The sequence below is a fragment of the Priestia megaterium genome, assembly GCF_023824195.1.
GTDB classification, from domain to species: domain Bacteria; phylum Bacillota; class Bacilli; order Bacillales; family Bacillaceae_H; genus Priestia; species Priestia megaterium_D.
This window is the reverse complement of record NZ_CP085442.1, coordinates 3,354,857-3,378,222: the sequence shown is the minus strand read 5'-3', so window position 1 is coordinate 3,378,222 and position 23,366 is coordinate 3,354,857. Positions and strand designations below refer to the sequence as shown.

Genomic DNA, 23,366 nt, shown 5'->3' with positions numbered 1-23,366 from the left:
AGCAGACATTTGCATGTTACAAACATGCGGTGATCTGTTTGGGTTTTTTTATTGAAAAAAGGAGGGATATAAATGACTTCATATAAAGAAACAGCTAAACAAGTAGTAGATAAAATCGGTGGAGCACAAAATGTTAACCAGGCTTGGCACTGCGTGACAAGACTTCGCTTTAATCTTCACGACAAGAATAAGGTGCAGGTGGAGGAAATTAAGCAAATAAAAGGAGTGATGGGCGCTCAATTTTCCGGTGATCAGTTTCAAGTCATTATTGGAAACAGAGTTGCTGAAGTTTTTGAAGAAGTTGAACCATTGCTGGGCAGTGGAAGAGCTACCGAGGATAAAAGTAGCCAAAAACAAGGCGTTGTTTCACTTCTAATGGATAGTATTTCAGGAATTTTTACTCCTATCTTACCAGCCCTTATTGGTGCGGGTATGCTAAAAGCTTTTGTCGCTTTATTTGCTACGCTAGGATGGCTGAGCATAGAAAGTGATACGTACGCAGTGCTGAATGCAATTGGGGACGGAGTCTTTTACTTTCTGCCATTTTTCTTAGCTGTTTCAGCAGCTCGCAAGTTTAAAACAAATGAATACTTAGCGCTTGCTTTAGCAGCTGCCATGCTGTATCCGACCTTTGTAGATGCAGCGAGAGGCATTACGAAAATAAAAGAATTCACGTTATTTGGAATCGATTTTATATCCATTCCAGTGGTTAACTATACGTCTAGTGTAATACCGATTATTTTAGGTGTACTTCTATTAAAATATATATACAAATTTGTTCGTTCATGGATGCCGGCTACCGTTACGGTCATGTTTTCACCACTGCTTGCACTTCTAATCGCCGCACCTATTACGTTATGGTTAATCGGTCCGCTTGGAACGTATATGGGAGACGGATTAGCAAGTATGTTCTCATGGATGTTTGAAACAGCAGGTCCGCTGGCAGGTCTTTTACTAGCAGGTCTTATGCCTCTTATTATCATGACCGGTATGCACTATGCAATAGCTCCTATTGCGATTCAAAATCTAAAAGTGTATGGGTTTGACAATGTTTTGATGCCGATGATGTATATCAGCAACCTTGCTCAAGGAGGAGCAGCTTTTGGAGTAGCGTTGAAGACAAAAAATAAAGATTTAAAACAAGTTGCGTTTTCATCAGCCATTTCAGCTGTTATCGGAATTACAGAGCCTGCCATGTACGGGGTAAACATGAAGTTGAAAAAGCCTTTTTATTACGCTATTGCCTCTAGCGCACTGCTCGGTGGCTTTGCCGGGTGGTATGGGTTTAAAGCTTTTACATTAGGAGGATTAGTCGGAATATTTGCTATTCCTACGTTTGCAGACCCAAGCGGGGCAGCAGGTAATTTGATTGTCGCAGTAGCGCTACTGGCAGCGGCCGTTATTTTACCAGCTGTCTTGGTACTTACTCTTGGGTTTAAAGATATTGCTTCAGAAGAACCAGAAAAAAATACAATAAAACTTGAAGAACATCCTGTCAAAGAAGAAGCGCTACTGCAAAATGTTTCTCTAGCAGTAGAGGAGAAAAAAAGTGGTAAAACAAAAAGCGTCTTCTCTCCGTTGCACGGAGAACTTGTGCCGCTGCATCAAGTGTCAGATCCAACATTTGCTCAAGAAATTATGGGTAAAGGAATTGCGATTAAACCTAGTGAAAACCGCGTAGTCTCGCCTATCGCTGGAACGATTATGGTGTTACCTGATTCTCAACACGCAATCGGCATTAAAGGAGAGGACGGAGCGGAAATTTTAATTCATATTGGAATTGATACCGTTTCTTTAAAAGGAGAGCATTTTAAGGCACTGGTGAAAGAAAAAGATCATGTAAATGCAGGGCAGCCGCTAGTTGAATTTGACCGACATGCGATTGCAGAAGCTGGATTTGAAACTGTTACGATGGTTATTGTCACAAACACCGCAGAGTATTTAGATGTGCTGTCTGTCAATGAAATAGGTCCAATTTTTGAAGGGGAACAGCTACTTTCTGTAGTAAAATAAATGCTATTTTTAATAAAAATATGAAAAAAGGACGTGGGGACTATGTTAACAAATGATACTGTATTTAAAAAGGGATTTTTATGGGGAGGAGCAACAGCTGCTAACCAAATTGAAGGAGCTTATGACGTTGATGGAAAAGGGCTGTCTACTGCAGATATGATCCGATTTATCCCAAAAGACGAGCGAACTGGTTATTCAATGGATGTAAAAGCAGATTATATTGAAGATGTGCTTAACAACAAAGTAAACGATCGTTTTCCAAAGCGTACGGCTATCGACTTTTATCATCGCTATAAAGAAGATATCGCACTGTTCGCAGAAATGGGGTTTAAAACTCTTCGCATTTCGATCAACTGGGCGAGAATTTTCCCTAATGGAGATGATGTGAAGCCAAACGAAGCAGGGTTGCAATTTTACGATAACCTATTTGATGAAATGTTAAAGTACGGAATTGAGCCGTTAGTGACGCTTTCGCATTATGAAACGCCGCTGGAGCTTACGCGTAAATACAATGGCTGGTACAGCCGCAAGCTAATTGGCTTTTATACACGCTACGCCGAAACGGTATTTACGCGCTATAAAAACAAAGTAAAATACTGGCTGACGTTTAATGAAATCAATGTGATTACGCATAGTCCTTATACAGGCGGCGGTATCTTAGTTGAAAATGTTCCGAATCAGTCAGCGGAACAAATTGCGTATCAAGGAGCGCATCATCAGTTTGTTGCGAGTGCACTTGCCACTAAGCTAGCTCACGAGATTATTCCTGATGTAAAAGTAGGGTGTATGCTTGCACGTATGACAACGTATCCCGTGACGAATCATCCGGACGATATTTTATTAGCTCAACATAAAAATGACTTAAACTTATTTTTTACAGATGTTCAAGTACGCGGAGAATATCCAAAGGTAATGGAGCGTTACTTTAAAGAGAACAACATTCAAATAGTAAAAGAAGTAGGGGATGATGAGATTATCAAGCAATATCCCGTTGACTTTATTTCATTTAGCTACTATATGTCTCTTTCTGTAACAACTCAAAGTGAAGAAGAAAATGTCCTAGGAAATATGATTGCAGGAAGTGTAAAAAATCCTCATCTTCAAACGTCCGATTGGGGATGGCAAATCGATCCGAAAGGACTTCGCTATACGTTACAAGATTTTCATAACCGTTACGGCAAACCACTGTTTATTGTTGAAAATGGGTTAGGAGCGTATGACAAAGTAGAAGAAGACGGCTCGATTCATGATCCGTATCGTGTAGATTACTTAAGACAGCATATTGAACAAATGAAAGAAGCCGTCAAAGATGGTGTAGACTTAATGGGATATACAGCGTGGGGACCTATTGATTTAATCAGTGTGTCAACAAACGAAATGTCAAAACGATACGGCTTTATTTACGTAGATCAAGACGATGAAGGAAATGGTACGCTTGAACGATCTAAAAAAGATTCCTTTTACTGGTATAAACAAGTGATTCAGGCAAATGGAGAAGATTTATCTTCATCTCCAAAAGTCAAAGTTTCTCAGTAAAAAACACATGCCTGAAAACACGAGATGTTCCTTCATCTGCGTGTCTTCAGGCATATTTGTATTGGTGTACAGTCTATTTAAGTTCACCGTTTTACAAAGGTGCTACCTGCATTTTTTTCTGTCTAAAAAAGACCCAATCTGTAAAGCCGATTTCTTTAAGACGCTTTTTTACTAGTTCAAAGTCGTCGCCAATGCGTTCCGGGTCATGAGCATCGGAGCCAAATGTAATGTGTACCCCGTAGTGCAGGGCTCTTTCCAAAATATCATCTGCAGGATACCAGCCTCCGCAGTCTTTGGTTTTGCCTGATGTATTCACTTCTATGGCAATATCATGTGCTGAAATCACTTTTAGCGTCTGATCGATTACAGCTGTCTCGATAGAAGAAAAAGAAGGATAGAATCCTTTCATGGCATCAATATGGCCAAGAATCTGAAACATTCTGCTCTGGGCGGATTCTTCGATCAATCGATAATACGTTTCTTTCGTGCGCTGCTTTTCTTGCTGAGAAAGTCCTTCCCACCGTTTTTTGTGGAAGATGCTGATTTCCTCAACTTGATGGACAGAGCCGATTATGTAGTCAAACGGATATTTTTCATAGTGGCTTTGGTATATTTTTGCATGCTCGGGAAAGAAATCGGACTCCACGCCTAACAGCACTTCAATTTTTTCTTTATATTCTTCTTTTAGTTTCAAAATCTCAGCTACATATCCGGAGAATGCGCTTTTTCCCATAGCAATATGAGGATACGGCTGGTCTTCTTCGCTCGCAAAATAAGGAGAATGATCCGAAATCCCAATGATATCAAGGCCTTTATCAATAGACGCCTCTATATAATCTCGAATGGTTCCGCGAGCATGTCCGCATCGGTCGTGATGGGTATGAAAATCAAATTTTAAATCAGCGTTCATTTTTCATCACCTCTGTCATCTTTTTATGTAGCGTATAGAATATTCTACAAAGAAACAAAATATCCCCGTAGAAATGGATGAAGAGAATATTTCTTGGGCTTTCTGATGCTTCATCTACTAAAAAGAGTGTACAGAAACAAGTTATTTTATTTAACTCGCTGCAAAAATTGAAATGGAACCCATACCAAAAGTTACATTTGATTCGGCAAGCTAAAATGCGTATACTACTAATACACGATCTGAAACAACGTTCAGGTAATCGCTGCATAATTTGATGTAGAGGAAAGTCCATGCTCGCACGGTGCTGAGATGCCCGTAGTGTTCGTGCCTAGTGAAAAAATAAGCTAGGGCAGCTTCGCTTATAGCTTAGCTGACGGCGGGAAAAAACGCCTACGTCTTCGGATATGGTTGAGTATCCCTGAAAGTGCCACAGTGACGAAGCTTTGCTGGAAACAGCAAAGGTGGAACGCGGTAAACCCCACGAGCGAGAAACCCAAACAATGGTAGGGGAACCGTCTTGAAGGAATCCAACGGAGAGACGGACGGTTACATGCGTAATCGTAGATAGATGATTACCACCTGAGTACGAGAGTAAAATCGTTTGCAGTACAAAGGTACAAAACATGGCTTATCGAACGTTGTTGAAACAGAGACTGACTATATAAGATGTACCCATAACAAACCAATGAGGTTTGTTTTTTTATTTGTTATTTTTTCAAATCATAGCGCAGACTCATTGATAAAGTGCTTGAATTTCCCTTACCGTAGTATGGAGACTTAAGGTATTTGTAAATACATATTGCCTAAATTGCTGTATAGTTTACTTGTACTTACTAATTATGGGGGAAAGGGAGAATATCGATGATTAAAAAAATGGAACATACAGCGATTATTGTTGGAAATATGGATGAAACAATTCACTACTACTGTGATATGTTTGGCTTTAAAGTTCGCCTTCAAGGCTCTACCAAAAAAAGAGAGATGGCTTTTTTGTATCTTGAAGAACAGCCGGGTATCGAAATTGAGCTCATTCGCGACATTGATCCAATTGGCGAGTATAACAAAAGTGGAATTGTTAACCACCTTGCGTTTACGGTAGAGGATATAAATAAGGCAATTCAACATTATAAGAACAAAGGAATTGAATTTTTATCATCTGAGCCTCAGCCAACGCTCGAAGGCGGACGTATGATTTTATTTCACGGGCCTAACGGTGAATTGCTGCAGTTAGTAGAACGGGTTAAAGTCTAAAAAAGCTTGCTTTAAGGGGTACATACAAGAAAAAATGTGTTTTACATTCTCAAAAAAGACCTTTCTTTTATGATGATAGAAGGGTCTTTTTTGATGTGTATTTACTATGAGAGCTAATAACTTTCCTTAACATTTGTCACGCGTCTTGCCTTTACTGAGCTCTTCAAAAGAAAACCAGAAAGGATAAAAGCAATCAGTAAAAAAACAATAATCATACAAATAAGGCCTTTCCAGCCGAACATTGACCAAAAGACTCCCCCGAGCGTTCCGCCTACACTTGAACCCGTGTAATATAGAAACAAATAAAGTGAAGAAGCCTGAGCCTTATTTTTGAAAGCGCGCTGACCTACCCAGCTGCTGGCAATCGAATGGCTGCCGAAAAATCCAAACGTAAACAAGCCCAAACCGGCTATTTTAGCAAGTAAAGCAGGATCTAACGTTAAAATCACACCAACTAGCGTAATCACAAGGTTCATCATAAGTATTTTTCGTTTTCCGTAGCGGTCTACCAGTCTGCCGGTCCACATCGAACTAAACATTCCGATAATGAGAATTAAAAAGACCCAGCTGACAATCGTTTGACTTAAGGAATAAGGTGGAGCGGTCAGTACATACCCAATATAGTTAAATAATGCGACGTTGCTGCCTAACAGCAAAAAGCCTAAGCCGTATAAACAAACTAATCCTGGATCTTTAAGATGATCAAGTAACGATTTCCCTAGCTTTCCAACCTCTAATTTACGAGATTGAAAGTGCTGGGAAGGAGGCAGGCTAATCCAGAAGATAACGGTCGCTGCGACGCTTATAATGCCAATGCCGACTAACGCACCGTGCCAGCCGAAATAATCACTAAGCGTGCCTGAAATCACTCTCCCTCCAACGGCGCCAATTGCATTACCGCTTATGTAGAGACCCATTGCCGAACCGAGGCTTTTAGCTTCAATTTCTTCTCCTAAATAAGCCATTGCCACTGAAGGCAGACCGGCTAGCGTAATTCCCACCGCTGTTCGAAAAAACAATAGAACGTGAAAAGTAGGACTACATGCAGTCAACAGGCATAACACAGAAGCAGCAAGCATGGAATAGACCATGACAGGCTTTCTTCCCCATACTTCCGATAACGAACCGAAAATAAGCATACTAATAGCCAAAGCTATGGTTGTAACGGAAAGTGATAGGCTAGAAGTTGTCGGAGAAATATGAAATTCTTTTGTGAACGCCAGCATTAAAGGCTGTGCGCAGTATAAAATTGCAAATGTATTAAACCCGGCTGCAAAAAATGCAAAGCTCGTTTTGCGAAAAACGGGCGTTCCTTTTTTTATGTAACTCATAGAGCAATCAGCTTACACTTTCTATGATGTACGATACGTTTCATAACAAATCCTTCTTTCTGCTAGAAAATGATGATTATAAAATTTTGTAGGAGCCGTATACAGCAGTCATTAAAAGGAACTAAAAACATCCTCGAGTATGTTTCCATTTTTTATAGTAACACCCGCTATTTATAATGTATAATTCATTATAATCATATTTTTCATACATCTATGTAATGAATAGAGTCGCTTGATAAGGAGATGGTACGAAGTGGAATGGCAGCAGTTTAAATATTTTCAAACGCTAGCACGTACGCAGCATATGACGCGAGCAGCAGAAGAGCTGTTAATTACGCAGCCTGCGCTCAGTCGTTCAATCGCTCGTTTTGAAGAGGAAGTAGGAGCTCCGTTATTTGACCGGCAAGGACGTTCCATTATATTAAATCAATATGGTAAAGTTTTTTTGAAGCGTGTAGACAATATGATGAAAGAATTTGATAAAGGACAAGAGGAAATTCAAGCGCTGCTAGATCCTGAAAGAGGGCAGGTATCACTTGGATTTTTACATACGCTCAGCACAGATTTGATTCCGGATTTAATCGCTTCGTTTCGCTGTACATATCCTAAGGTGAATTTTCAGCTGAGGCAAAGCCCTTCGCACGTGCTTCTTGAACAGCTGGAGCTCGGCGAATTGGATCTTTGTTTGATTGCGCCTATGGAAGAGAAATCGTTCATTAAGTGGCAGCATCTTTGGAGTGAAGAGCTGTTTGTGATTGTGCCAAAAAATCATCGGTATGCTCATCGTAAAAGTATTTTACTAGAAGAAATTGCTGAAGAATCATTTATTCATTTAAAAGAAGGCTTTTCTCTTCGCCTTACGTTCGAGCAGTTATTTGAAGAGACAGGGAGAACGCCTAACATAACGTTTGAAGGAGAAGAAGCTGATACCGTAGCGGGACTAGTAGGAGCCGGCTTAGGAATTTCTATCCTTCCAGATTTACACGGGATAGATCAAAGCAAAATAGTAAAAATCCCATTAGCTAAAGCCAATTGCCACCGGGTAATCGGACTAGCATGGATTGAAGGGAGATATCTATCGCCGGCTGCTAAACAGTTTAAAACATTTATTTTACATAAGTTTAATGCCCAGAAATGAAGGTATTTTCTAGCCTAGGTTTGTTTACAAACCTAGTGCTTTTTTCTTTTAAATAACCTTTTTAAAATGGATCGTTTTTTACCTACTACGCTGCTTTCTTTTGAAGCTTCTACTAATTCTGAAATGGCCTGCTGTTCTCGCAAGCTTTTACGCAAGGATTGAATAAGCTGCTTATCTTTTTCCTGAAGAATTTGTTTTGTATCAGGCTCTTGTTGGGGTGCAGGCTGTACCGGCTGTTCGGGAGGTGTCGGCTGTTGGTTGTCCGCTTCTGGGTGGTCAACTGCTTCTGCTGTGTCCTCTGTGTCTTCAGCCTCTTCTAGAGAAACAGCAGCTTGATCTTTGCTTGTAGTCGAAGAAAATTCTTTTTGCAGCGCTTCATTGATTTCTTCTGCTTGATAGCCCTCATCATAAAGCTGCTTGATTTTCAGTAAAACGGTCGCAGCCGCAGCTTCATATTGTTTTGGTCGATGATCCTCTTTTTGTATAAAGAAATATTGGAATTTATCTATATATCTTCTGATGGTTGAAGTAGGAATACTCGTTTCTTCAGATAACTCTTTTACACTAAGCCATTTTGTCATTTTCTCACCACTTTTTAAATGATTACTTATTCGTCAGCATCAATTTGAAATTGTACTAGTATTACTGTTTATCTTATCATGTAACGCTTCTACGTACCTTGCTGTGTTGATTTCTGTAACGTTTTTATAATCATAGTGTCATAAATAAGGTATAAGCTGCCACTCGCACAAAGATTTGTTAGTTGAAGAATAGGAAATAATCAGTAAGCATTTGCTTGGAGTATGTTGAACAATGATGAGCGTACTTCTTATTATTATCTTATAATGTTGGTGAAGAAAAATCGAGTGATTACTTCACTGTTTAATGATTATGGTAATGTTGTACTAAAGAATAAAAGGAGGGGCAGCATGAGTTTTACAGAACGAGCAGTAGCACTTATTAAACAAATCCCTCGTGGAAAAGTAATGACATACGGACAAATTGCCCGCCTGGCCGGAAGTCCGCGAGGCGCAAGACAAGTTGTAAGAGTATTGCACTCGATGAGTAAAAAACATAAACTGCCTTGGCACCGAGTCATTAATTCCAAAGGAGAAATTGGGTTTAAAGACGAAGAAATGCATTTTGTTCAAAAACTTTCACTCGAAGCGGAAGGAATACTCGTTTCTTCGGATGGAAAGCTTGGTCTCAAACTCTATCTCTATGAACCTGATGTGCATACCATCCAATCTACAGACGAACAAATGAGATAACTGATCTAGTATGAATCGCTTGTTACATCGCAGTTGATTTCCGTGCAAGACTTCGCTTTCCGCGGGCGGCCGATGAGCCTCCTCATCGCTTCCGCTTTTCCCGCAGGAGTCTTCGTCTTGCCCTACAATCAACCGCTAGAAGCACCTACATACGTGAAACCTATGTTCACCAACACAATGAAAAAATCCGAACGAAGTTGATTCTCCATCAAGAATCAAACTCGTTCGGATCTTCCTTTAACTAGAATACTTTTGTCATTTATGTTTTTCAAAAGCGAGCTTTAATCCAAACCCGATTAAAACGACTCCTGTTGCTTTATCCATAAAGCGCTGAACGCTAGGTGTTGTGAGCCATTTTCGTAAATAGTTGATAAAAAAGACAAATACGAAAAACCACGTGATAGCTAGAATCGTATATGTTATTCCCATCAGAAGTAATTGAATCGCTACATTTTGATCACTTTGAACAAATTGAGGTAAAAAAGTTAAGAAAAACACCGCCACTTTTGGATTAAGGACGTTTGAGACAAGACCTTGACGAAAAGCGGATGTTTCTTTTGACTTTTCCTCTTTTACAGGAGAAGCTGTATCGCTTTTTTTAGAAAGAAAAGCAGAGATTCCTAAGTACATTAAGTACAGGGCTCCTGCATATTTTACGATTTCAAATGCCAGAGCTGACTGAAGGAGAAGAGCAGATAAACCAAACGCGGCGGCGAGTGTATGAACTAAAGAGCCGCTCGCTAAGCCTAATGCCATTTTATAGCCGCCCGTTTGTCCATCTGCCATTGTTCGTTTGGTAATAAGAGCAGTATCAATACCGGGACTCATAATAACAAACAATGTAAGAACCAAAAAGGTCAAGATGTCATTCATTTTTTTCTTCCTCCTTGCTGTGATAAAATCAAACTACATTTTATTTATTAAATATAATTTAACACACTTATCTCAGTTTATTAAGTGTTATTTAATAAAATTAAATATAATTAAACATTTTTGTGGAGGAATTATAATGGAAAATATAGATATTGGAAAAAAAGTAGAGAAATTTCGAAAAGAAAAGGGACTAAGCAGTCGAGAATTATCCAGATTAGCGGAGATTACGCCGTCTATGTTAAGTCAAATTGAACGAGGGTTAGCTAATCCGTCCATTTCAACGCTTAAAATTTTAGCTAAATGCCTAGACGTGCCTACCTTTAGCTTTTTACTTGAAGAAATAAACACTTCTCATTTAGTTGTACGTTCGAACGAGCGTAAAACGATGAAGGTAAAAGAGTTAACGTATTCGCTAGTATCACCAGACTTTACGGGAAATCTAGCTACGGCGATTATGGAAGTTCCTCCGATGAAGTCTTCATCAGAATCTCCTTTAGCGCATAAAGGGGAGGAAGTAGCATATGTCTTAGAAGGGAAAATTAAGGTGTATTTGGAAGAGGAAGTATACGTGCTAGAAAAAGGAGATAGCGTTAAAATTCCTTCACATCTGAAGCACAAATGGGACAATCCATTTGAGGAGAAAGCCGTGATTTTATTCTCAGTTACACCGCCTATTTTTTAAAATACTTACGGTTTTCATACTGTTCATCTTCAGTGTTAGACACTTTTATTATATAAATGTGATAAAGCTATCATGTTTGTGGGGATAAACAATTGATAAAATAGCATTGTTGGTAATCTCTACCTAAGAGAATACATACTAAATACTTTTTGGAAAGGTGTTGAAGGGTAATGAAGACATGGAAAGAGATGTTTCGTACTTCAAAGCTTAAAAAAATGGTGCCTGTATTCGCTCTGTCGTGCGCGGTGGTTGTAGGCTTTTCAAGCAGCGAGGTACATGCTGAAACGGTAAAATGTCAAAGACAAGAAACTAAGAGTGATCGAGAGTTTGCTAAGCTTGAAGACAAATACGATGCTAATCTTGGCGTTTTTGCTTTAGATACGGGTACAAATAAAACGGTAATGTATCACCCGGACGAGCGTTTTGCTTATACGTCTACTCATAAGGCTCTCGCTGTCGGTGCACTTTTACAGCACAAATCAATCGAAGATCTTAACGAGCGGATCTTTTATACGCGCGATGACCTTGTGAACTATAACCCAATTACAGAAAAACATGTTGATACAGGCATGACGCTTAAAGAACTAGCGGATGCATCGCTTCGCTACAGCGACAATACGGCAGGGAACTTAATTCTGCAGCAGCTGGGCGGACCGGATGGATTTAAAGAAGCTTTAGAAAAAATAGGAGACGATGTAACGCTGCCTGAGCGGTTTGAACCGGATTTAAATGAAGTGAATCGAGGAGAAACCCATGATACAAGTACAGCAAGAGCACTCGCTACAAGTCTTCAAACATATGTACTTGGACAGGCACTTCCTGAAGAAAAACGTGAACTTCTAACGGATTGGATGAAGCGAAATACAACAGGCGATGCGTTGATAAGAGCGGGCGTGCCGAAAAGCTGGGAAGTAGCGGATAAGACAGGCGCAGGCTCATACGCGACGCGAAATGATATTGCCATCCTTTGGCCGCCAAACGGAGATCCAATTGTTCTAGCGATCCTTTCCAATCGTACGGAAAAAGATGCCGAGTATAATGATAAACTGATTGCAGAAGCGGCTAAACAAGCGGTGAAGACTCTTAAAGCTACTCGTAAATAAAAAAATTGGATAATAGTAGTTTAAATGTAAAAAAAAGATTGAAAAGATTGATAGAACATTCTATTATTAATTAGACAAAATATAGGAAGGAAGTATCTGTTATGAAAAAGATTTTTCCAATTGTTCTATCTTTCGGTTTATTAACAAGCGTATCTTTTAGCACAGTTTCAAACGTAGATGCGGCAGCTAAATCTTACAAAAACTGCACGGAATTAAACAAAGACTACAACGGCGGCGTAGCTCGTGCGGCTAATGTAACAAATAAAGGCGGCAAAACAAAGTACAAACCGTACGTATCAAAATCACTGTATGATGCCAATACAAAGCTAGATCGAGATAAAGACTACATTGCCTGTGAAAAATAAATACTAGCTGACTCATCCAAGCGCTTATTGTAAGCGCTTGGATTTTTTATTATCATCAACTCCTGTATGTTGCGAGCTGAAGTCTCCCTAAAAATTAGTCAAATCGCACAAAATAATATCAGAAAATTCACATAAATAATAATGAACTTACGGTGAAATTCGTATACACTATGTACATGTTAAGTTAACTCACATCTAATGTTAGAAATAAGAGTGGAAACATCATAAAAAAGGAGTTGAGTGTATAGTGTCTACAAATGCAACAAGTTCCGTTATAGAAGAGGTACATGCTCATCAAGATAGAGGTCTTGATCCGTCACTGCAGCCAAAAGCGGAAAGTGATCGAAAGCTAACTCCGATGTCCTATATGTTTATGTGGATTGGAGACGGCGTTAATTTAGGAAATATGACGCTTGGCGCGAGCTTGGTAGTAGCAGGCACAGCGGTATTAAATCTTTTCCAAACGTTTGTGGCAGCGATTATTGCCATTGGTATTATTTCTACTTTTTTTATGTTAAACGATCGAATTGGCTACAAGACGGGTATACCCTATGTAATGCAGCTTCGAATGTCTTTTGGAATAAAAGGCTCCGTTATATCGTCACTTTTACGAGGTATTCCAGCTATCATTTGGTATGGTTTCCAAAGCTGGACAGGTGGTACAGCTTTGAATGAAATTGGAAAAATTGTGAGCAAAGGGTCTTTTGACAACCTTGTTCTTTGTTTTATTATCATTCAACTGCTGCAAATTGTACTTTCACTGTACAGCTTCCATGCGGTTAAATGGGTAGAGATGCTTGCTTCAATCATCATATTGCTTGGCCTTGTTTATGTATTTGGTGTTCTTCTAACCTCTCATAGTGAGGTAGTAGCAGAGAAGTGGGTGAATACCAAAGGTTCATGGGGACTTCCGTTCTTTTCTTTCATTATGATGTTTATGGGAAATTATGCGGCGATTTTTCTAAGCGCAGCCGATTACTCTAGAGAACTGAAGCCAGGAATTAGCGACACAAAGCGTGGGTTCTTATACTTTACACCGATTCTAGTAGCCTACGGATTCGTTCTTACAATCGGGGCAATGCTTGCTTCTGCTACAGGTATTTCCAATCCTGTCAAAGCGTTCGCGGTTGTAGTGGATAATTCGTATATCACCGCTGCTGTATCGACATTTATTGTAATTGGGGTTATTGCCGTAAATATGGTGGCAAATATTATTCCGCCTACGTATGTTATTACGCTGCTGACAAAAGCAAATTATAAAGTGGCGGTTACCATTACTGGACTGCTTGCCTTTTGCTCGTTCCCTTGGGTGCTTGTTCAAGATTCGTCAGCTGCAGGTCTTGGGCTGTTCATTTTGATTTACTCTGCTTTTTTAGGTCCGATTGTTTCTATTTTACTAGTCGATTACTATATTTTACGGAAACAAAGAGTAAACGTAGAAGAATTGTATCAAGAAAAAGGGCCGTTTTCCGGCTACAATCCGTGCGCCATGCTTGCGATGCTCATCGGTGCAGGTGCTGCGTTTATAGAAGTTGATTTAGGCTGGATTATAGGAGTAGTAGTTGCAGGAGTTGCGTATATTCTTTTGACGAAATTTGCTTTTAAACATTCAAAATTTAAAAAAGGAACCATCTTTGAACAATAACATTCAATAGATAAAAGCCTTTGCTTGCCGCAAAGGCTTTTTGTTTGTTTTCTATCGCGTCAGATTAAAACTCTTTGTCTAGTTCCCAAAAGAAGTGGGTAAAGTAAATAAGAGTAAAAAGTTACCTCTGTATAGGTTGCTTTTAACAGGAGAGCATCGAGTGTATCGCATCAATCATATCTTAAAGGAGAGGGCAGAGTATGTATGAATTTAGAGTGTATACTCTTCGAGATGGAAGCGAAAAGGTAATCAAAACCCTGAAACATGAATCGTTTGCTGATGAAATTCAACGAGCGGGAATTAAGCAAACCGAAATCGCTCAAACGCAGCTAGTAGATAAACCGAGATAACGTATTTGCCTTTATTTTTACACGTTTTAAAAAACCCGGGTTCCTGTGTCTTCACACAGAACCCCGGATTTTTTCATTTCTTATAGTTCTTTGCCGTTTGTTTCAATTACATGTTTATACCAGTTAAAGGAATCTTTTTTGTAGCGCTTCATCGATCCGTTTCCTTCGTTGTCACGATCCACATAAATCATGCCGTATCGTTTTTTCATTTCGCCTGTTGTAAAGGAAACAATATCAATAATTCCCCACGGAGTATAGCCCATTAAATCAACACCATCGTACGTCACGGCTTTTTCTAACGCTTCGATGTGTGATTTTAAATATTCAATTCGCGATGCGTCATGAATGGATCCGTCTTCTTCAATCGTATCAATGGCACCGAATCCGTTTTCTACGATGAACAGCGGAATTTGATAGCGGTCGTAGAAGCGGTTTAACGTATAGCGCAAGCCCGTTGGATCAATAGACCAGCCCCAATCGCTTGATTTGATATAAGGGTTTGCTACGCCGTTTGGCAATCCGCCGTTTACGATATCACCCGTGTTATCAGCTTCAACGTCGCTTTTAACCGTTGTTGACATGTAATAGCTGAAGCCTAAATAATCGACTTTTCCGTTTCGTAAAATTTCTTCGTCGCCTTCTTCAAACGGAATATGATAGCCTTCTCGTTCGAATTCTTTTAACGCATAGCTTGGGTAATAGCCGCGAACTTGAACGTCAGGGAAGAAGTAGCGCTGTCTCATTGTTTCTTCTGCTAACATCACATCTTCAGGGTTTGAAGAATACGGATAGATTGGCACATGTGACACCATCGCACCGATTTGGAAATTTGGATTAATTTCTTTTCCTTTTGATACGGCAAGAGCGCTTGCGAGCAGTTCATGATGTCCCGCTTGATACATCACTTCTTTTGCATTTTCACCCGGTTTTACAGAGACACCTGAGTTCGTCCATAGAAAAAGAGGGTTGTTCACGTCCATTTTGTTGTTAATTTCATTAAACGTCATCCAGTAAGTCACTTTGTCTTTATAGCGGTTAAAACAAACTTCAGCGAACTTCACAAAGCAATCCACTGTTTTTCGGCTTCTAAATCCGCCGTATTCTCGAGCTAAATGCAGGGGCATTTCAAAGTGAGAAAGCGTAATAACCGGCTCAATTCCATGCTTTAACAGTTCATCAAATACATCGTCGTAGAATTTTAGTCCTTCTTCGTTTGGCTCAGCTTCATCGCCTTTAGGGAAAATACGGCTCCAGCCAATAGACGTTCGCAAACATTTTAAGCCCATTTCTGCAAACAGTGCGATATCTTCTTTATAGCGGTGATAAAAATCAATCGCTTCGTGATTCGGATAAAATTTATCGTCTTCCACTGTTTCAGTGATTTGTCGCGCTACACCGTGCGCACCAGCAGTCATAACGTCTACTACACTCGGTCCTTTTCCGCCTTGGTTCCATCCACCTTCAAATTGATGAGCTGCTAATGCGCCGCCCCATAAAAAATTCTTTGGCATCTTTGTCATTGTTAGTTCCTCCTTATTTCACTACGGTAAATAATGTTTGATTCAGCCCGCTATTTTCAATATCTTCAACGATTATTTCTCGATAAGCGCTTGAGTTTGTGATAATAACCGGCGTGATTGTTTTTAATCCTTTTGTTTCAATAAATTCTTTATCAAATTCAATAAGTAAATCGCCTTTTTTAAACTTTGTACCGTCTTCTACATGCAGCGTAAACGGCGTGCCGTCTAACGTAACGGTATCTAATCCAATATGAACAAGCAGCTCAACACCGTATTCTGAACGAAGACCGATGGCGTGCTTGGTTGGTGCTACCATGACTACCGTTCCGTCAAAAGGTGCATAAAGCTTATTATCTGAAGGATCAATGGCTAACCCTTGTCCCATAGCACCTGAGCTGAATACTTCGTCTGGTACGCTGGAAAGAGGAATGACTTTCCCGCTAAATGGCGCGCTGATCGTTTCTTCATTTTCCTTTGGGTTACTGATAGCTACTTCTTTTAAAGGAGCAGTAGCTGCGTCTTTTGCTGCATCTTCTCCGTAGCCGAACAGTTGAATAAGCACAACTGGAAGAATAATCGCAATGGCACATCCAATTAAAATGCCCCAGATCGACATGGGATAGTCTTGGCTGATACCGTTTACAACAGTCAGCGGTCCAGGCAACCCCGCGTAAGCAAAGTAGTAAGGGTGAAAGAAACTTGCTACAACGGCACCAATAGCACCAGAAACGCAGCCAAAGATAAACGGCTTTTTAAAACGTAAGTTTACGCCGTAAATAGCTGGTTCGGTAATACCAAATAACCCTGTGATCCCAGCGGACACGCTCACTTTGCGTGCTTCCTGGCTTTTTGCTTTTAAAATAACTCCAAGCACCGCTCCAACTTGAGCTACCACGGCAATTGTTTGATACGCTTGAAATGAATCTCTGCCGTTTAAATCAAAGTTTGCAAGTACCATCGGCGTAATTCCCCAATGTACTCCAAAAATAACAACAATTTGCCAGAAGCCGCCAATGATGGCTCCTGCTAAGGCAGGGACGTTTTCTGCTAAAAAGTTATAGCCGTGAGCAATTCCATTAGCTCCCATTGTTGTAACAGGACCAATCAGTAAAATCGTTACAGGAACCATAATTACCATACATAAAAATGGGACAAACAGCGGTCTAACCACTTCATGAATGCTCTTGTTTAGGAACCTTTCAAGATAAGACAAAATCCATACTAAGAATAAAGGCGGTAAAACAGAAGAAGTATAGACCGTTTCGGATAGGGAAAGACCTAAAAACGTAATGCTGCTTCCGTCGGCAATTTTAGCCGCCATTTCTGCCCATGTTGGACTGACTAATGCCGCACAGCACGCCACTGCGATGTAGGTGTTGGTTTTAAAATGCTTGGATGCTGTGATGGCAATAAATATAGGTAAAAAAACAAACGGTGCCCACGAAATGAAGCTCAATACTTGATACGTGCCTGTTTTTGCAAAGCTGCTAGAAATTAAGTTAATTAAAATTAGCGAGCCCTGTAAAATTCCTGCTGCTGCTAAGATGTATACAAACGGCGCAAACACAGCGGACATCGTGGCAATCATACGGTTTAAGATTGTCCCTTTGTTTTCAGTTTGCTCCTCTGTGGTATCCAAGTTTACTAAACTAGCAAACTCTTCATAAACGTCTCCTACGTGCTGTCCAATAACAACTTGAAACTGTCCGCTGTTTTCAACAACCGTAATGACACCAGGCATAGAAGACACCTTGCGTTTGGCTTCTGGCTTCGAGCGCTTTAACACAATTCGCAGCCTCGTGGCACAGCGTGTAGCGCTTACGATATTTTCTTCGCCGCCTACTGCATCTAAAATGTCTGCTGCAAGCTTGTGATAATTTCTAATTTTACCTCCCATACGTTTAACCCCCTTGTTGAGTATACGCTTTCAGTATAATTGTATCGATACAATTTATCAATACCTAAATAAAATAATAATCAATAAATAATTTAAGTTTATGGTATGGAGTTAGATTATGGTATAATCGTGTTATTCTTGACACAAATTCAGTAAAGAGGTATAGCTATGATTAAATACCAACAAATTGCAATTGAAATTGAAACCTATATTGAAGAACACAAGCTTCAGCAAGGAGACAAGCTGCCGGTATTAGAAACGCTGATGGCGCAGTTTAAGGCGAGTAAAAGTACAGTAACAAAAGCTCTAGATCTGCTGGAGAAAAAAGGCGTTGTTTTTCAAGTAAGAGGAAGCGGCATTTTTGTCCGCCGCCATAAACGAAAAGGATATATTGGCTTGCTTTCCAATCAAGGATTTACAAGTGAACTTGAAGATTTTCAGTTAACGTCGGAAGTAATTGAGCTAGATGTACGAAAGCCGACGCAAGAAGCCGCGTTAAATTTAAACATAGCAGAAGATAGCGACGCGTATTATGTGAAGAGAGTCCGTTATATTAACGGCCAGACGCTTTGTCTAGAAGAATCGTTTTATAATAAATCCATCGTTACATACTTAAATAACGAAATTGTTTCTCAGTCTATTTTTCATTACATTAAAGAAGGACTTGGCCTAAAAATCGGGTTTTCTGATCTATATCTTCACGTCGGTAAGCTGAACGAAGAAGAAGCAAAGTACTTGGGGTTAAAAGAAGGCGATCCTAAATTATTTATTGAAACACTTTTTCACTTAGCCAACGGACAGCCGTTTGACTTTTCAAAAGTGACGTATAACTACGAACAGTCTCAGTTCTTTTTACAAGCAACGAGTCATGTTTTATAAAAAAGTGCCCGTCTCTCAATTAGTAAGGAACGAGAGGCAGGCACTTTTTTTCATTTCTTTGATAAAAATATGAAACAAGATAAAGATTGTAATAAATAGGAAATTAATATACGATAAAATGGTTACAGGGTTTATAGAGATAAGGAAATGAGGTGCTAAGTTGAAAAAGATGCTGAGTTATCTTATTCCAATGCTTTTTATGTTTGGTTTGCTTTCTATGAATGTATTTCAGCCGACTAAAGGCGATTTTATCGCTGTAGGTGTGATATCGATTCTTGCAGGTGTTGTGATTGGTTTTATAATTAACATAGGCTGTGCAGTATTAAAAACAGCCAAAAATAAGATGGAGTAAACTGATTAGAGGCGGTAGAGGTTTTGAGTGAAAGTATCATTATTCAGCCATATGCTAGCAAGTATCAACAAGAAGTAGTGGATTTAATTCTTCATATTCAGCAGCAAGAATACCAAATTCCAATAACGGAAAAAGATCAGCCTGATTTGTTTGAAATCGAAAGCTTTTATCAACAGGGAAACGGAAACTTCTGGGTTGCTGTTTGCAACGAAAAAGTAGTAGGAAGCGTAGCTTTAATAGACATTGGCAGCCGCCAAGTAGCGCTACGGAAAATGTTTGTAGCAAAGTCTTATAGAGGAGCGACCTTCAAAACAGCTCACCGGTTATTGCATACAGCCATCGCGTGGGCAAAAGAGAGAGAAGTGGAAAGAATATACTTAGGAACGACGTTACAATATAGGGCTGCACATCGATTTTATGAGAAAAATGGATTTCAAGCTATAGAGAAAGAAAATCTGCCTGCGAATTTCCCGGTGATGGACGTAGATAAAAAGTTTTATACATATAAGGTATAAGCCTAACCGGTTATGGTTAGGAAGAAGGACGTTTAATTTAGAAATAAAAGCCGCTAGATTCTTATCTAGCGGCTTTTACTTTGGCAATGTCTCTTGATAGTGAACTCTTTTTTTAAATAGTAAATCGTCTAATTGAGCAATTAAAATCCCGGCAACCACAATAACAGAACCAATCAGTTCTTTAAGCGTAAACAGCTCATGCAAAAAGAGAACGGCAAACAGCGCAGCAAAAATAGGCTCTGTTGCAAAAATAAGTCCTGTGTGAGTAGGAGTTGTATAGCGCTGCGCAATAGCTTGACAAATGAATCCAATCGCGCTGCAAAGAACGCCAAGACCTAATATTGCAATCCATGATGATAAAGTAGTTGGGATGCTAGGGTGTTCAAATAAAAAGCTGCAAATCAGTGCAAATAATCCAGCAAACCCTAGCTGTAAAATGCCGAGAGCAATTGGGTTTTCGTTTTTCGTAAACGTGCCGGTCAGCGTGATATGAATGGCATAACATAGCGCCGTTCCAATGCAAAGTAAATCACCAGCATTCATATGAAAGGAGTGCTTTAAAGTTAAAACACCTATACCGGTTAGGGTAGTGATAACGCCAAGTCCAATCGGCCAAGAAGGAAGCTTCTTTACTAACAAGCAATTGAGCAATGGAACAAAAATGACCGTTAAACTGACAAGAAATCCGGCATTTGAAGCAGACGTCATGCTGACGCCAAACGTGACAAATGAAAAAACGGAAAACAGTAAAAAGCCTAAAATAGCTGATGACCCAATTGTTTTGCGCGTGATTTGTCGTAAAGGCTTATAAAAAAAGAGTCCGGCAATAAAAAAAGCAATCAAACATCTAAGCGCAATAATAGTAAATGACCCGAGCGAACTCAGCCCCATTTTCATAAACACGTACGACATGCCCCAAAATACATTCACACCAACCATCATCATATTTGCTCGTGTGCGGTAACTCACGTTCAACCCTCCATTGTTTATGATGTACTCACAGTATACAAAGGAAATTGATATTAATAAAATGAATCTTTATAATGATGAACATGAATTAAATTCATGTTAGGCGGGATAAAATGAGCTTAGTAAAATATGAAATATTAAATAAAGTAGCGGAAGTGAAAAGCTTTACAAAAGCGGCAGATGCGCTGGCGCTCACGCAGTCAGCGGTCAGTCATGCCATTACAAACCTTGAATCGGAATTTGGCTTCCCGCTTGTAAATCGAAACAGATCGGGTATTACCTTAACAACAGAAGGCGAAACGATGCTTCTTGCTATTCGCAAGGTGCTCCAAGAAAATGAAAAAGTTCATCAAGAAGCAGCCAGTCTGTTAGGTCTTGCAAAAGGAACGATTAAAATCGGCATTTTTAAAAGCGTATCGACCAAGTGGCTTCCTGAAATTATTCAGCTTATGGAAAAAAACTATCCGGCAATTCAAATTCAGCTCAAAGAAGGCGATTATCTTGAAATTGAACAGTGGCTGCTAAGCGGAGAAATCGACTGCGGCTTTATTAACATCACGCATTCAAATCAATTTCACATTATTTCTTTGAAAAAAGACCGGCTGCTGTGCGTCGTATCAAATCAAAGTGCTCTATACCATCAAAAAAACGTTTCTTTTGAAGATTTAGAGAAAGAGCCGTTTATTATGCCGACGTACGGAGGATATCATGATATTAAGCAACTGTTTGAAGAACAGGGCGTTCAGCCTGAAATTCGCTTTGAATTAATGGATGAAAGTGCTATTTTATCTATGATTACGCATCACTTAGGCATTAGTATTTTACCTGAAATGCTTTTAGATTCCATCCCGCAAGAGCTGCGTGCGATTCCGTTTCAAGTGGACAGCTACCGTTCAATTGGTCTAGCTACTCGTTATCATCTCTCACCTGCAGCTAAAAAATTTGCTGAAGCAACACAAGCATGGCTGCAGAATTCGGACAAGTAAGAGATCATTTATAGACCAAAAATGGATAATTCATAAGACCTTTAGGAACTAAGAGCATCTTTGTGCTATAATAAAACTATACAATTACCTATTAGTCATCGATGATGACTAATTTTTTTTGGAGGATAATATGGAAGATTTATTACAATTAAAGAACAAGAACATTGTTATTATGGGAGTTGCAAACGACAGAAGTATTGCTTGGGGTGTTGCAAAAGCCCTTCATCAAGTAGGAGCAAACTTAATTTTTACATACCGTAAAGAACGTTCACTAGGAAAATTAAACAAGCTGCTAGAAAAAAATGAAATTCAAGCGACATTAATTGCTGAATGTGACGTAAACAGCGACGAAAGCATTGAAGCAGCTTTCAAAAAAATCGGAGAAGAAGCAGGTACAATTCACGGATTGATTCACTCTGTTGCGTTTGCTCATTCAGAAGATTTAAACGGTGAGTTCATTAATACATCAAGAAGTGGATATGCATTTGCTCAAGATACAAGCGCTTATTCATTTATCGCGGTAGCGAAAGCAGTAAAACCTCTTATGACAGAAGGCGGTTCTCTTGTAGCGATGAGCTATCTTGGTGCAGAGCGCGCAGTTGAAGGCTATAACGTAATGGGCGTAGCGAAAGCAGCACTTGAGTCTTCAGTAAAATACTTAGCATTAGACTTAGGGAAAGACAATATCCGCGTAAATGCGATTTCAGCAGGCCCAATTCGTACGCTTGCAGCGAAAGGCATTTCTGACTTTAACCAAATTCTTCACAAAGTTGAAGAAAAAGCACCTCTTAAGCGTAACGTAACACAAGCAGAAGTTGGCGACATGACGGTTGTATTACTGAGCCACCTTTCACGCGGCGTAACGGGAGAAATCGTACACGTAGACGCTGGTTACAATATTGTAGGTTAATTCCTAGACACCTTCTTAAATGAGAAGGTGTTTTTTTGTGCCAAGTTCAGAAATTTAATGCCTTTTACTCTATTAAAATGATCAGTTCTTTTTATTCACAATTGAACTATATAGCTGTAAAGCGTACTTTTTTTATAACTGTCAATATGAATACATAAGAAATCAAAACGCCCATATTTAAGAAAAGATAAGCTCTAAATCAAAGAATGAACATATGATGTGGCAAAGGAAAAGGAGTTGAAGAAACATGCATCAAGGACAGCAGCATTATGTTCCATGGGAACAATGGCATCATCAGCATCCGCACGGCACGTGGAATCAATGGCATCAGCAACATCCCCACGTACCTTGGGAGCAGTGGCACAAACAGTATCCGCACGGCACATGGAATCAATGGCATCAACAACATCCATACACACCTTGGCATCAGTGGCATCATCAGTATCCGCACGGCACGTGGCATCAGTGGCACCAGCAAAATCCATATGTGCCTTGGAATCAATGGCACCAGCAGCATCCACACAGTTCATGGAATCAATGGCATAATATTTATCATCAAAGCTAATCAGCTTTTTAACATAAAAGGTCCAGTTCTCCTTAGGAACTGGACTTTTTGTGCGCAGATGGTGAATGGCGTAGTCAGCTTATTTTTTAGTGCTATATACGAGCCCGCGTGGTGCATGAAAATGGAAAAGTATGTTTGTTCTATAGGGGAGGGGGTACACAAATAAAGCAGGTTAAAGAAAACATTCATGATTTCTAAGCTGTATAAAGTGGGTTAGTTCGTAGTAAAGCATCCATGTAAATAAGCAAAATTAAATATAATTTTCTCGCTTGACAATATACCTATAGGGGTATAATATAAGTCTT

The 23,366-nt window shown here is 39.6% G+C and carries 23 protein-coding genes and 1 other RNA gene; 17 read left to right on the top strand and 7 right to left on the bottom strand.

Going from position 1 to position 23,366, the window contains the following annotated elements; translation table 11 throughout:
• Positions 1 to 72: 72 nt before the first annotated feature.
• Together LIS78_RS17400 and LIS78_RS17395 are read left to right on the top strand one after the other, a co-directional pair.
• A complete protein-coding gene (locus LIS78_RS17400; RefSeq protein WP_252284078.1) occupies positions 73 to 2,013 on the top strand; it encodes a beta-glucoside-specific PTS transporter subunit IIABC in 1,941 nt (646 codons plus the stop codon).
• Positions 2,014 to 2,055: 42 nt separating this feature from the next.
• Entirely contained in the window at positions 2,056 to 3,549 is a 1,494-nt protein-coding gene (locus LIS78_RS17395) for a glycoside hydrolase family 1 protein (protein ID WP_195782528.1), read from the top strand.
• A gap of 91 nt (positions 3,550 to 3,640) precedes the next feature.
• Here LIS78_RS17395 and LIS78_RS17390 read toward each other — a convergent pair whose 3' ends face one another.
• Positions 3,641 to 4,459: a histidinol-phosphatase gene (locus LIS78_RS17390; RefSeq protein WP_209150221.1), complete on the bottom strand. Its 819-nt coding sequence runs from the start codon at positions 4,457 to 4,459 to the stop codon at positions 3,641 to 3,643.
• A 247-nt stretch (positions 4,460 to 4,706) separates the two neighbouring features.
• On the opposite strand from LIS78_RS17390, the gene rnpB reads away from it, so the two are divergent.
• Positions 4,707 to 5,095: RNase P RNA component class B (gene rnpB / locus LIS78_RS17385), an RNA gene on the top strand.
• A gap of 225 nt (positions 5,096 to 5,320) precedes the next feature.
• Positions 5,321 to 5,710, top strand: coding sequence for a VOC family protein (locus tag LIS78_RS17380; RefSeq protein ID WP_116075320.1), 390 nt, complete (start codon positions 5,321 to 5,323; stop codon positions 5,708 to 5,710).
• A gap of 113 nt (positions 5,711 to 5,823) precedes the next feature.
• On the opposite strand, the gene LIS78_RS17375 is transcribed toward LIS78_RS17380, so the two are convergent.
• A complete protein-coding gene (locus LIS78_RS17375) occupies positions 5,824 to 7,041 on the bottom strand; it encodes an MFS transporter (protein WP_209150220.1) in 1,218 nt (405 codons plus the stop codon).
• Between the two features lie 253 nt (positions 7,042 to 7,294).
• Between LIS78_RS17375 and LIS78_RS17370 the strand changes: the two genes are divergently transcribed.
• Complete coding sequence (locus LIS78_RS17370) at positions 7,295 to 8,179, top strand: LysR family transcriptional regulator (protein WP_252284077.1); 885 nt, start codon at positions 7,295 to 7,297, stop codon at positions 8,177 to 8,179.
• Positions 8,180 to 8,211: 32 nt separating this feature from the next.
• Here the strand turns inward: LIS78_RS17370 and LIS78_RS17365 are convergent, their stop codons facing one another.
• On the bottom strand, positions 8,212 to 8,760 hold the full coding sequence (locus tag LIS78_RS17365; protein ID WP_209150216.1) for a MerR family transcriptional regulator: 549 nt from the start codon (positions 8,758 to 8,760) through the stop codon (positions 8,212 to 8,214).
• A gap of 348 nt (positions 8,761 to 9,108) precedes the next feature.
• On the opposite strand from LIS78_RS17365, the gene LIS78_RS17360 reads away from it, so the two are divergent.
• The gene (locus tag LIS78_RS17360) at positions 9,109 to 9,450 is read left to right on the top strand and encodes an MGMT family protein (protein WP_252284076.1); all 342 of its coding nucleotides are present in this window, start codon (positions 9,109 to 9,111) and stop codon (positions 9,448 to 9,450) included.
• A 255-nt stretch (positions 9,451 to 9,705) separates the two neighbouring features.
• Here the strand turns inward: LIS78_RS17360 and LIS78_RS17355 are convergent, their stop codons facing one another.
• Entirely contained in the window at positions 9,706 to 10,323 is a 618-nt protein-coding gene (locus LIS78_RS17355) for a LysE family translocator (RefSeq protein ID WP_252284075.1), read from the bottom strand.
• Between the two features lie 136 nt (positions 10,324 to 10,459).
• Here LIS78_RS17355 and LIS78_RS17350 point away from each other — a divergent pair, with 136 nt between their 5' ends.
• The 5 genes from LIS78_RS17350 to LIS78_RS17330 all read left to right on the top strand — a co-directional run bounded on the left by LIS78_RS17350 (position 10,460) and on the right by LIS78_RS17330 (position 14,468).
• On the top strand, positions 10,460 to 11,005 hold the full coding sequence (locus LIS78_RS17350; protein ID WP_209150212.1) for a cupin domain-containing protein: 546 nt from the start codon (positions 10,460 to 10,462) through the stop codon (positions 11,003 to 11,005).
• A gap of 170 nt (positions 11,006 to 11,175) precedes the next feature.
• A complete protein-coding gene (gene bla, locus LIS78_RS17345; RefSeq protein WP_252284074.1) occupies positions 11,176 to 12,108 on the top strand; it encodes a class A beta-lactamase in 933 nt (310 codons plus the stop codon).
• A gap of 101 nt (positions 12,109 to 12,209) precedes the next feature.
• Positions 12,210 to 12,473, top strand: coding sequence for an excalibur calcium-binding domain-containing protein (locus LIS78_RS17340; RefSeq protein WP_252284073.1), 264 nt, complete (start codon positions 12,210 to 12,212; stop codon positions 12,471 to 12,473).
• Between the two features lie 247 nt (positions 12,474 to 12,720).
• A complete protein-coding gene (locus LIS78_RS17335) occupies positions 12,721 to 14,118 on the top strand; it encodes an NCS1 family transporter (RefSeq protein ID WP_252284072.1) in 1,398 nt (465 codons plus the stop codon).
• Between the two features lie 200 nt (positions 14,119 to 14,318).
• On the top strand, positions 14,319 to 14,468 hold the full coding sequence (locus LIS78_RS17330; RefSeq protein ID WP_013058052.1) for a hypothetical protein: 150 nt from the start codon (positions 14,319 to 14,321) through the stop codon (positions 14,466 to 14,468).
• 80 nt (positions 14,469 to 14,548) lie between these two features.
• Here LIS78_RS17330 and bglA read toward each other — a convergent pair whose 3' ends face one another.
• Complete coding sequence (bglA, locus tag LIS78_RS17325; protein WP_209150206.1) at positions 14,549 to 15,988, bottom strand: 6-phospho-beta-glucosidase BglA; 1,440 nt, start codon at positions 15,986 to 15,988, stop codon at positions 14,549 to 14,551.
• Positions 15,989 to 16,001: 13 nt separating this feature from the next.
• Positions 16,002 to 17,885: a beta-glucoside-specific PTS transporter subunit IIABC gene (locus LIS78_RS17320; protein ID WP_252284071.1), complete on the bottom strand. Its 1,884-nt coding sequence runs from the start codon at positions 17,883 to 17,885 to the stop codon at positions 16,002 to 16,004.
• A 168-nt stretch (positions 17,886 to 18,053) separates the two neighbouring features.
• On the opposite strand from LIS78_RS17320, the gene LIS78_RS17315 reads away from it, so the two are divergent.
• The 3 genes from LIS78_RS17315 to LIS78_RS17305 all read left to right on the top strand — a co-directional run bounded on the left by LIS78_RS17315 (position 18,054) and on the right by LIS78_RS17305 (position 19,631).
• Positions 18,054 to 18,764, top strand: a complete 711-nt coding sequence (locus tag LIS78_RS17315; protein WP_209150204.1) for a GntR family transcriptional regulator — start codon at positions 18,054 to 18,056, stop codon at positions 18,762 to 18,764.
• 169 nt (positions 18,765 to 18,933) lie between these two features.
• Positions 18,934 to 19,116, top strand: a complete 183-nt coding sequence (locus tag LIS78_RS17310) for a hypothetical protein (RefSeq protein ID WP_245210720.1) — start codon at positions 18,934 to 18,936, stop codon at positions 19,114 to 19,116.
• 23 nt (positions 19,117 to 19,139) lie between these two features.
• Positions 19,140 to 19,631 carry a GNAT family N-acetyltransferase gene (locus LIS78_RS17305; protein WP_252284070.1) on the top strand — a complete coding sequence of 164 codons (492 nt, stop codon included), beginning with the start codon at positions 19,140 to 19,142 and terminating at the stop codon, positions 19,629 to 19,631.
• Positions 19,632 to 19,706: 75 nt separating this feature from the next.
• Here the strand turns inward: LIS78_RS17305 and LIS78_RS17300 are convergent, their stop codons facing one another.
• Positions 19,707 to 20,600 carry a DMT family transporter gene (locus tag LIS78_RS17300; protein ID WP_252284069.1) on the bottom strand — a complete coding sequence of 298 codons (894 nt, stop codon included), beginning with the start codon at positions 20,598 to 20,600 and terminating at the stop codon, positions 19,707 to 19,709.
• 113 nt (positions 20,601 to 20,713) lie between these two features.
• Here LIS78_RS17300 and LIS78_RS17295 point away from each other — a divergent pair, with 113 nt between their 5' ends.
• The 3 genes from LIS78_RS17295 (at position 20,714) to LIS78_RS17285 (ending at position 23,061) form a co-directional block, all read left to right on the top strand.
• Positions 20,714 to 21,586 (top strand): LysR family transcriptional regulator, encoded by an 873-nt coding sequence (locus LIS78_RS17295; RefSeq protein WP_252284068.1) that lies wholly within the window; start codon positions 20,714 to 20,716, stop codon positions 21,584 to 21,586.
• Positions 21,587 to 21,716: 130 nt separating this feature from the next.
• Complete coding sequence (gene fabI, locus LIS78_RS17290; protein WP_252284067.1) at positions 21,717 to 22,496, top strand: enoyl-ACP reductase FabI; 780 nt, start codon at positions 21,717 to 21,719, stop codon at positions 22,494 to 22,496.
• Between the two features lie 247 nt (positions 22,497 to 22,743).
• Positions 22,744 to 23,061 (top strand): hypothetical protein, encoded by a 318-nt coding sequence (locus tag LIS78_RS17285; RefSeq protein ID WP_195782546.1) that lies wholly within the window; start codon positions 22,744 to 22,746, stop codon positions 23,059 to 23,061.
• Positions 23,062 to 23,366: the final 305 nt, after the last annotated feature.

What these genes read in the sequence shown, in the direction of transcription:
- LIS78_RS17400 (WP_252284078.1), top strand. Translation starts at nt 73, where the DNA reads ATGACTTCATATAAAGAAACAGCTAAACAAGTAGTAGATAAAATCGGT.
- LIS78_RS17395 (WP_195782528.1), top strand. Translation starts at nt 2,056, where the DNA reads ATGTTAACAAATGATACTGTATTTAAAAAGGGATTTTTATGGGGAGGA.
- LIS78_RS17390 (WP_209150221.1), bottom strand. Translation starts at nt 4,459, where the DNA reads ATGAACGCTGATTTAAAATTTGATTTTCATACCCATCACGACCGATGC.
- LIS78_RS17380 (WP_116075320.1), top strand. Translation starts at nt 5,321, where the DNA reads ATGATTAAAAAAATGGAACATACAGCGATTATTGTTGGAAATATGGAT.
- LIS78_RS17375 (WP_209150220.1), bottom strand. Translation starts at nt 7,041, where the DNA reads ATGAGTTACATAAAAAAAGGAACGCCCGTTTTTCGCAAAACGAGCTTT.
- LIS78_RS17365 (WP_209150216.1), bottom strand. Translation starts at nt 8,760, where the DNA reads ATGACAAAATGGCTTAGTGTAAAAGAGTTATCTGAAGAAACGAGTATT.
- LIS78_RS17360 (WP_252284076.1), top strand. Translation starts at nt 9,109, where the DNA reads ATGAGTTTTACAGAACGAGCAGTAGCACTTATTAAACAAATCCCTCGT.
- LIS78_RS17355 (WP_252284075.1), bottom strand. Translation starts at nt 10,323, where the DNA reads ATGAATGACATCTTGACCTTTTTGGTTCTTACATTGTTTGTTATTATG.
- LIS78_RS17350 (WP_209150212.1), top strand. Translation starts at nt 10,460, where the DNA reads ATGGAAAATATAGATATTGGAAAAAAAGTAGAGAAATTTCGAAAAGAA.
- bla (WP_252284074.1), top strand. Translation starts at nt 11,176, where the DNA reads ATGAAGACATGGAAAGAGATGTTTCGTACTTCAAAGCTTAAAAAAATG.
- LIS78_RS17340 (WP_252284073.1), top strand. Translation starts at nt 12,210, where the DNA reads ATGAAAAAGATTTTTCCAATTGTTCTATCTTTCGGTTTATTAACAAGC.
- LIS78_RS17330 (WP_013058052.1), top strand. Translation starts at nt 14,319, where the DNA reads ATGTATGAATTTAGAGTGTATACTCTTCGAGATGGAAGCGAAAAGGTA.
- bglA (WP_209150206.1), bottom strand. Translation starts at nt 15,988, where the DNA reads ATGACAAAGATGCCAAAGAATTTTTTATGGGGCGGCGCATTAGCAGCT.
- LIS78_RS17320 (WP_252284071.1), bottom strand. Translation starts at nt 17,885, where the DNA reads ATGGGAGGTAAAATTAGAAATTATCACAAGCTTGCAGCAGACATTTTA.
- LIS78_RS17315 (WP_209150204.1), top strand. Translation starts at nt 18,054, where the DNA reads ATGATTAAATACCAACAAATTGCAATTGAAATTGAAACCTATATTGAA.
- LIS78_RS17310 (WP_245210720.1), top strand. Translation starts at nt 18,934, where the DNA reads ATGCTGAGTTATCTTATTCCAATGCTTTTTATGTTTGGTTTGCTTTCT.
- LIS78_RS17295 (WP_252284068.1), top strand. Translation starts at nt 20,714, where the DNA reads ATGAGCTTAGTAAAATATGAAATATTAAATAAAGTAGCGGAAGTGAAA.
- fabI (WP_252284067.1), top strand. Translation starts at nt 21,717, where the DNA reads ATGGAAGATTTATTACAATTAAAGAACAAGAACATTGTTATTATGGGA.
- LIS78_RS17285 (WP_195782546.1), top strand. Translation starts at nt 22,744, where the DNA reads ATGCATCAAGGACAGCAGCATTATGTTCCATGGGAACAATGGCATCAT.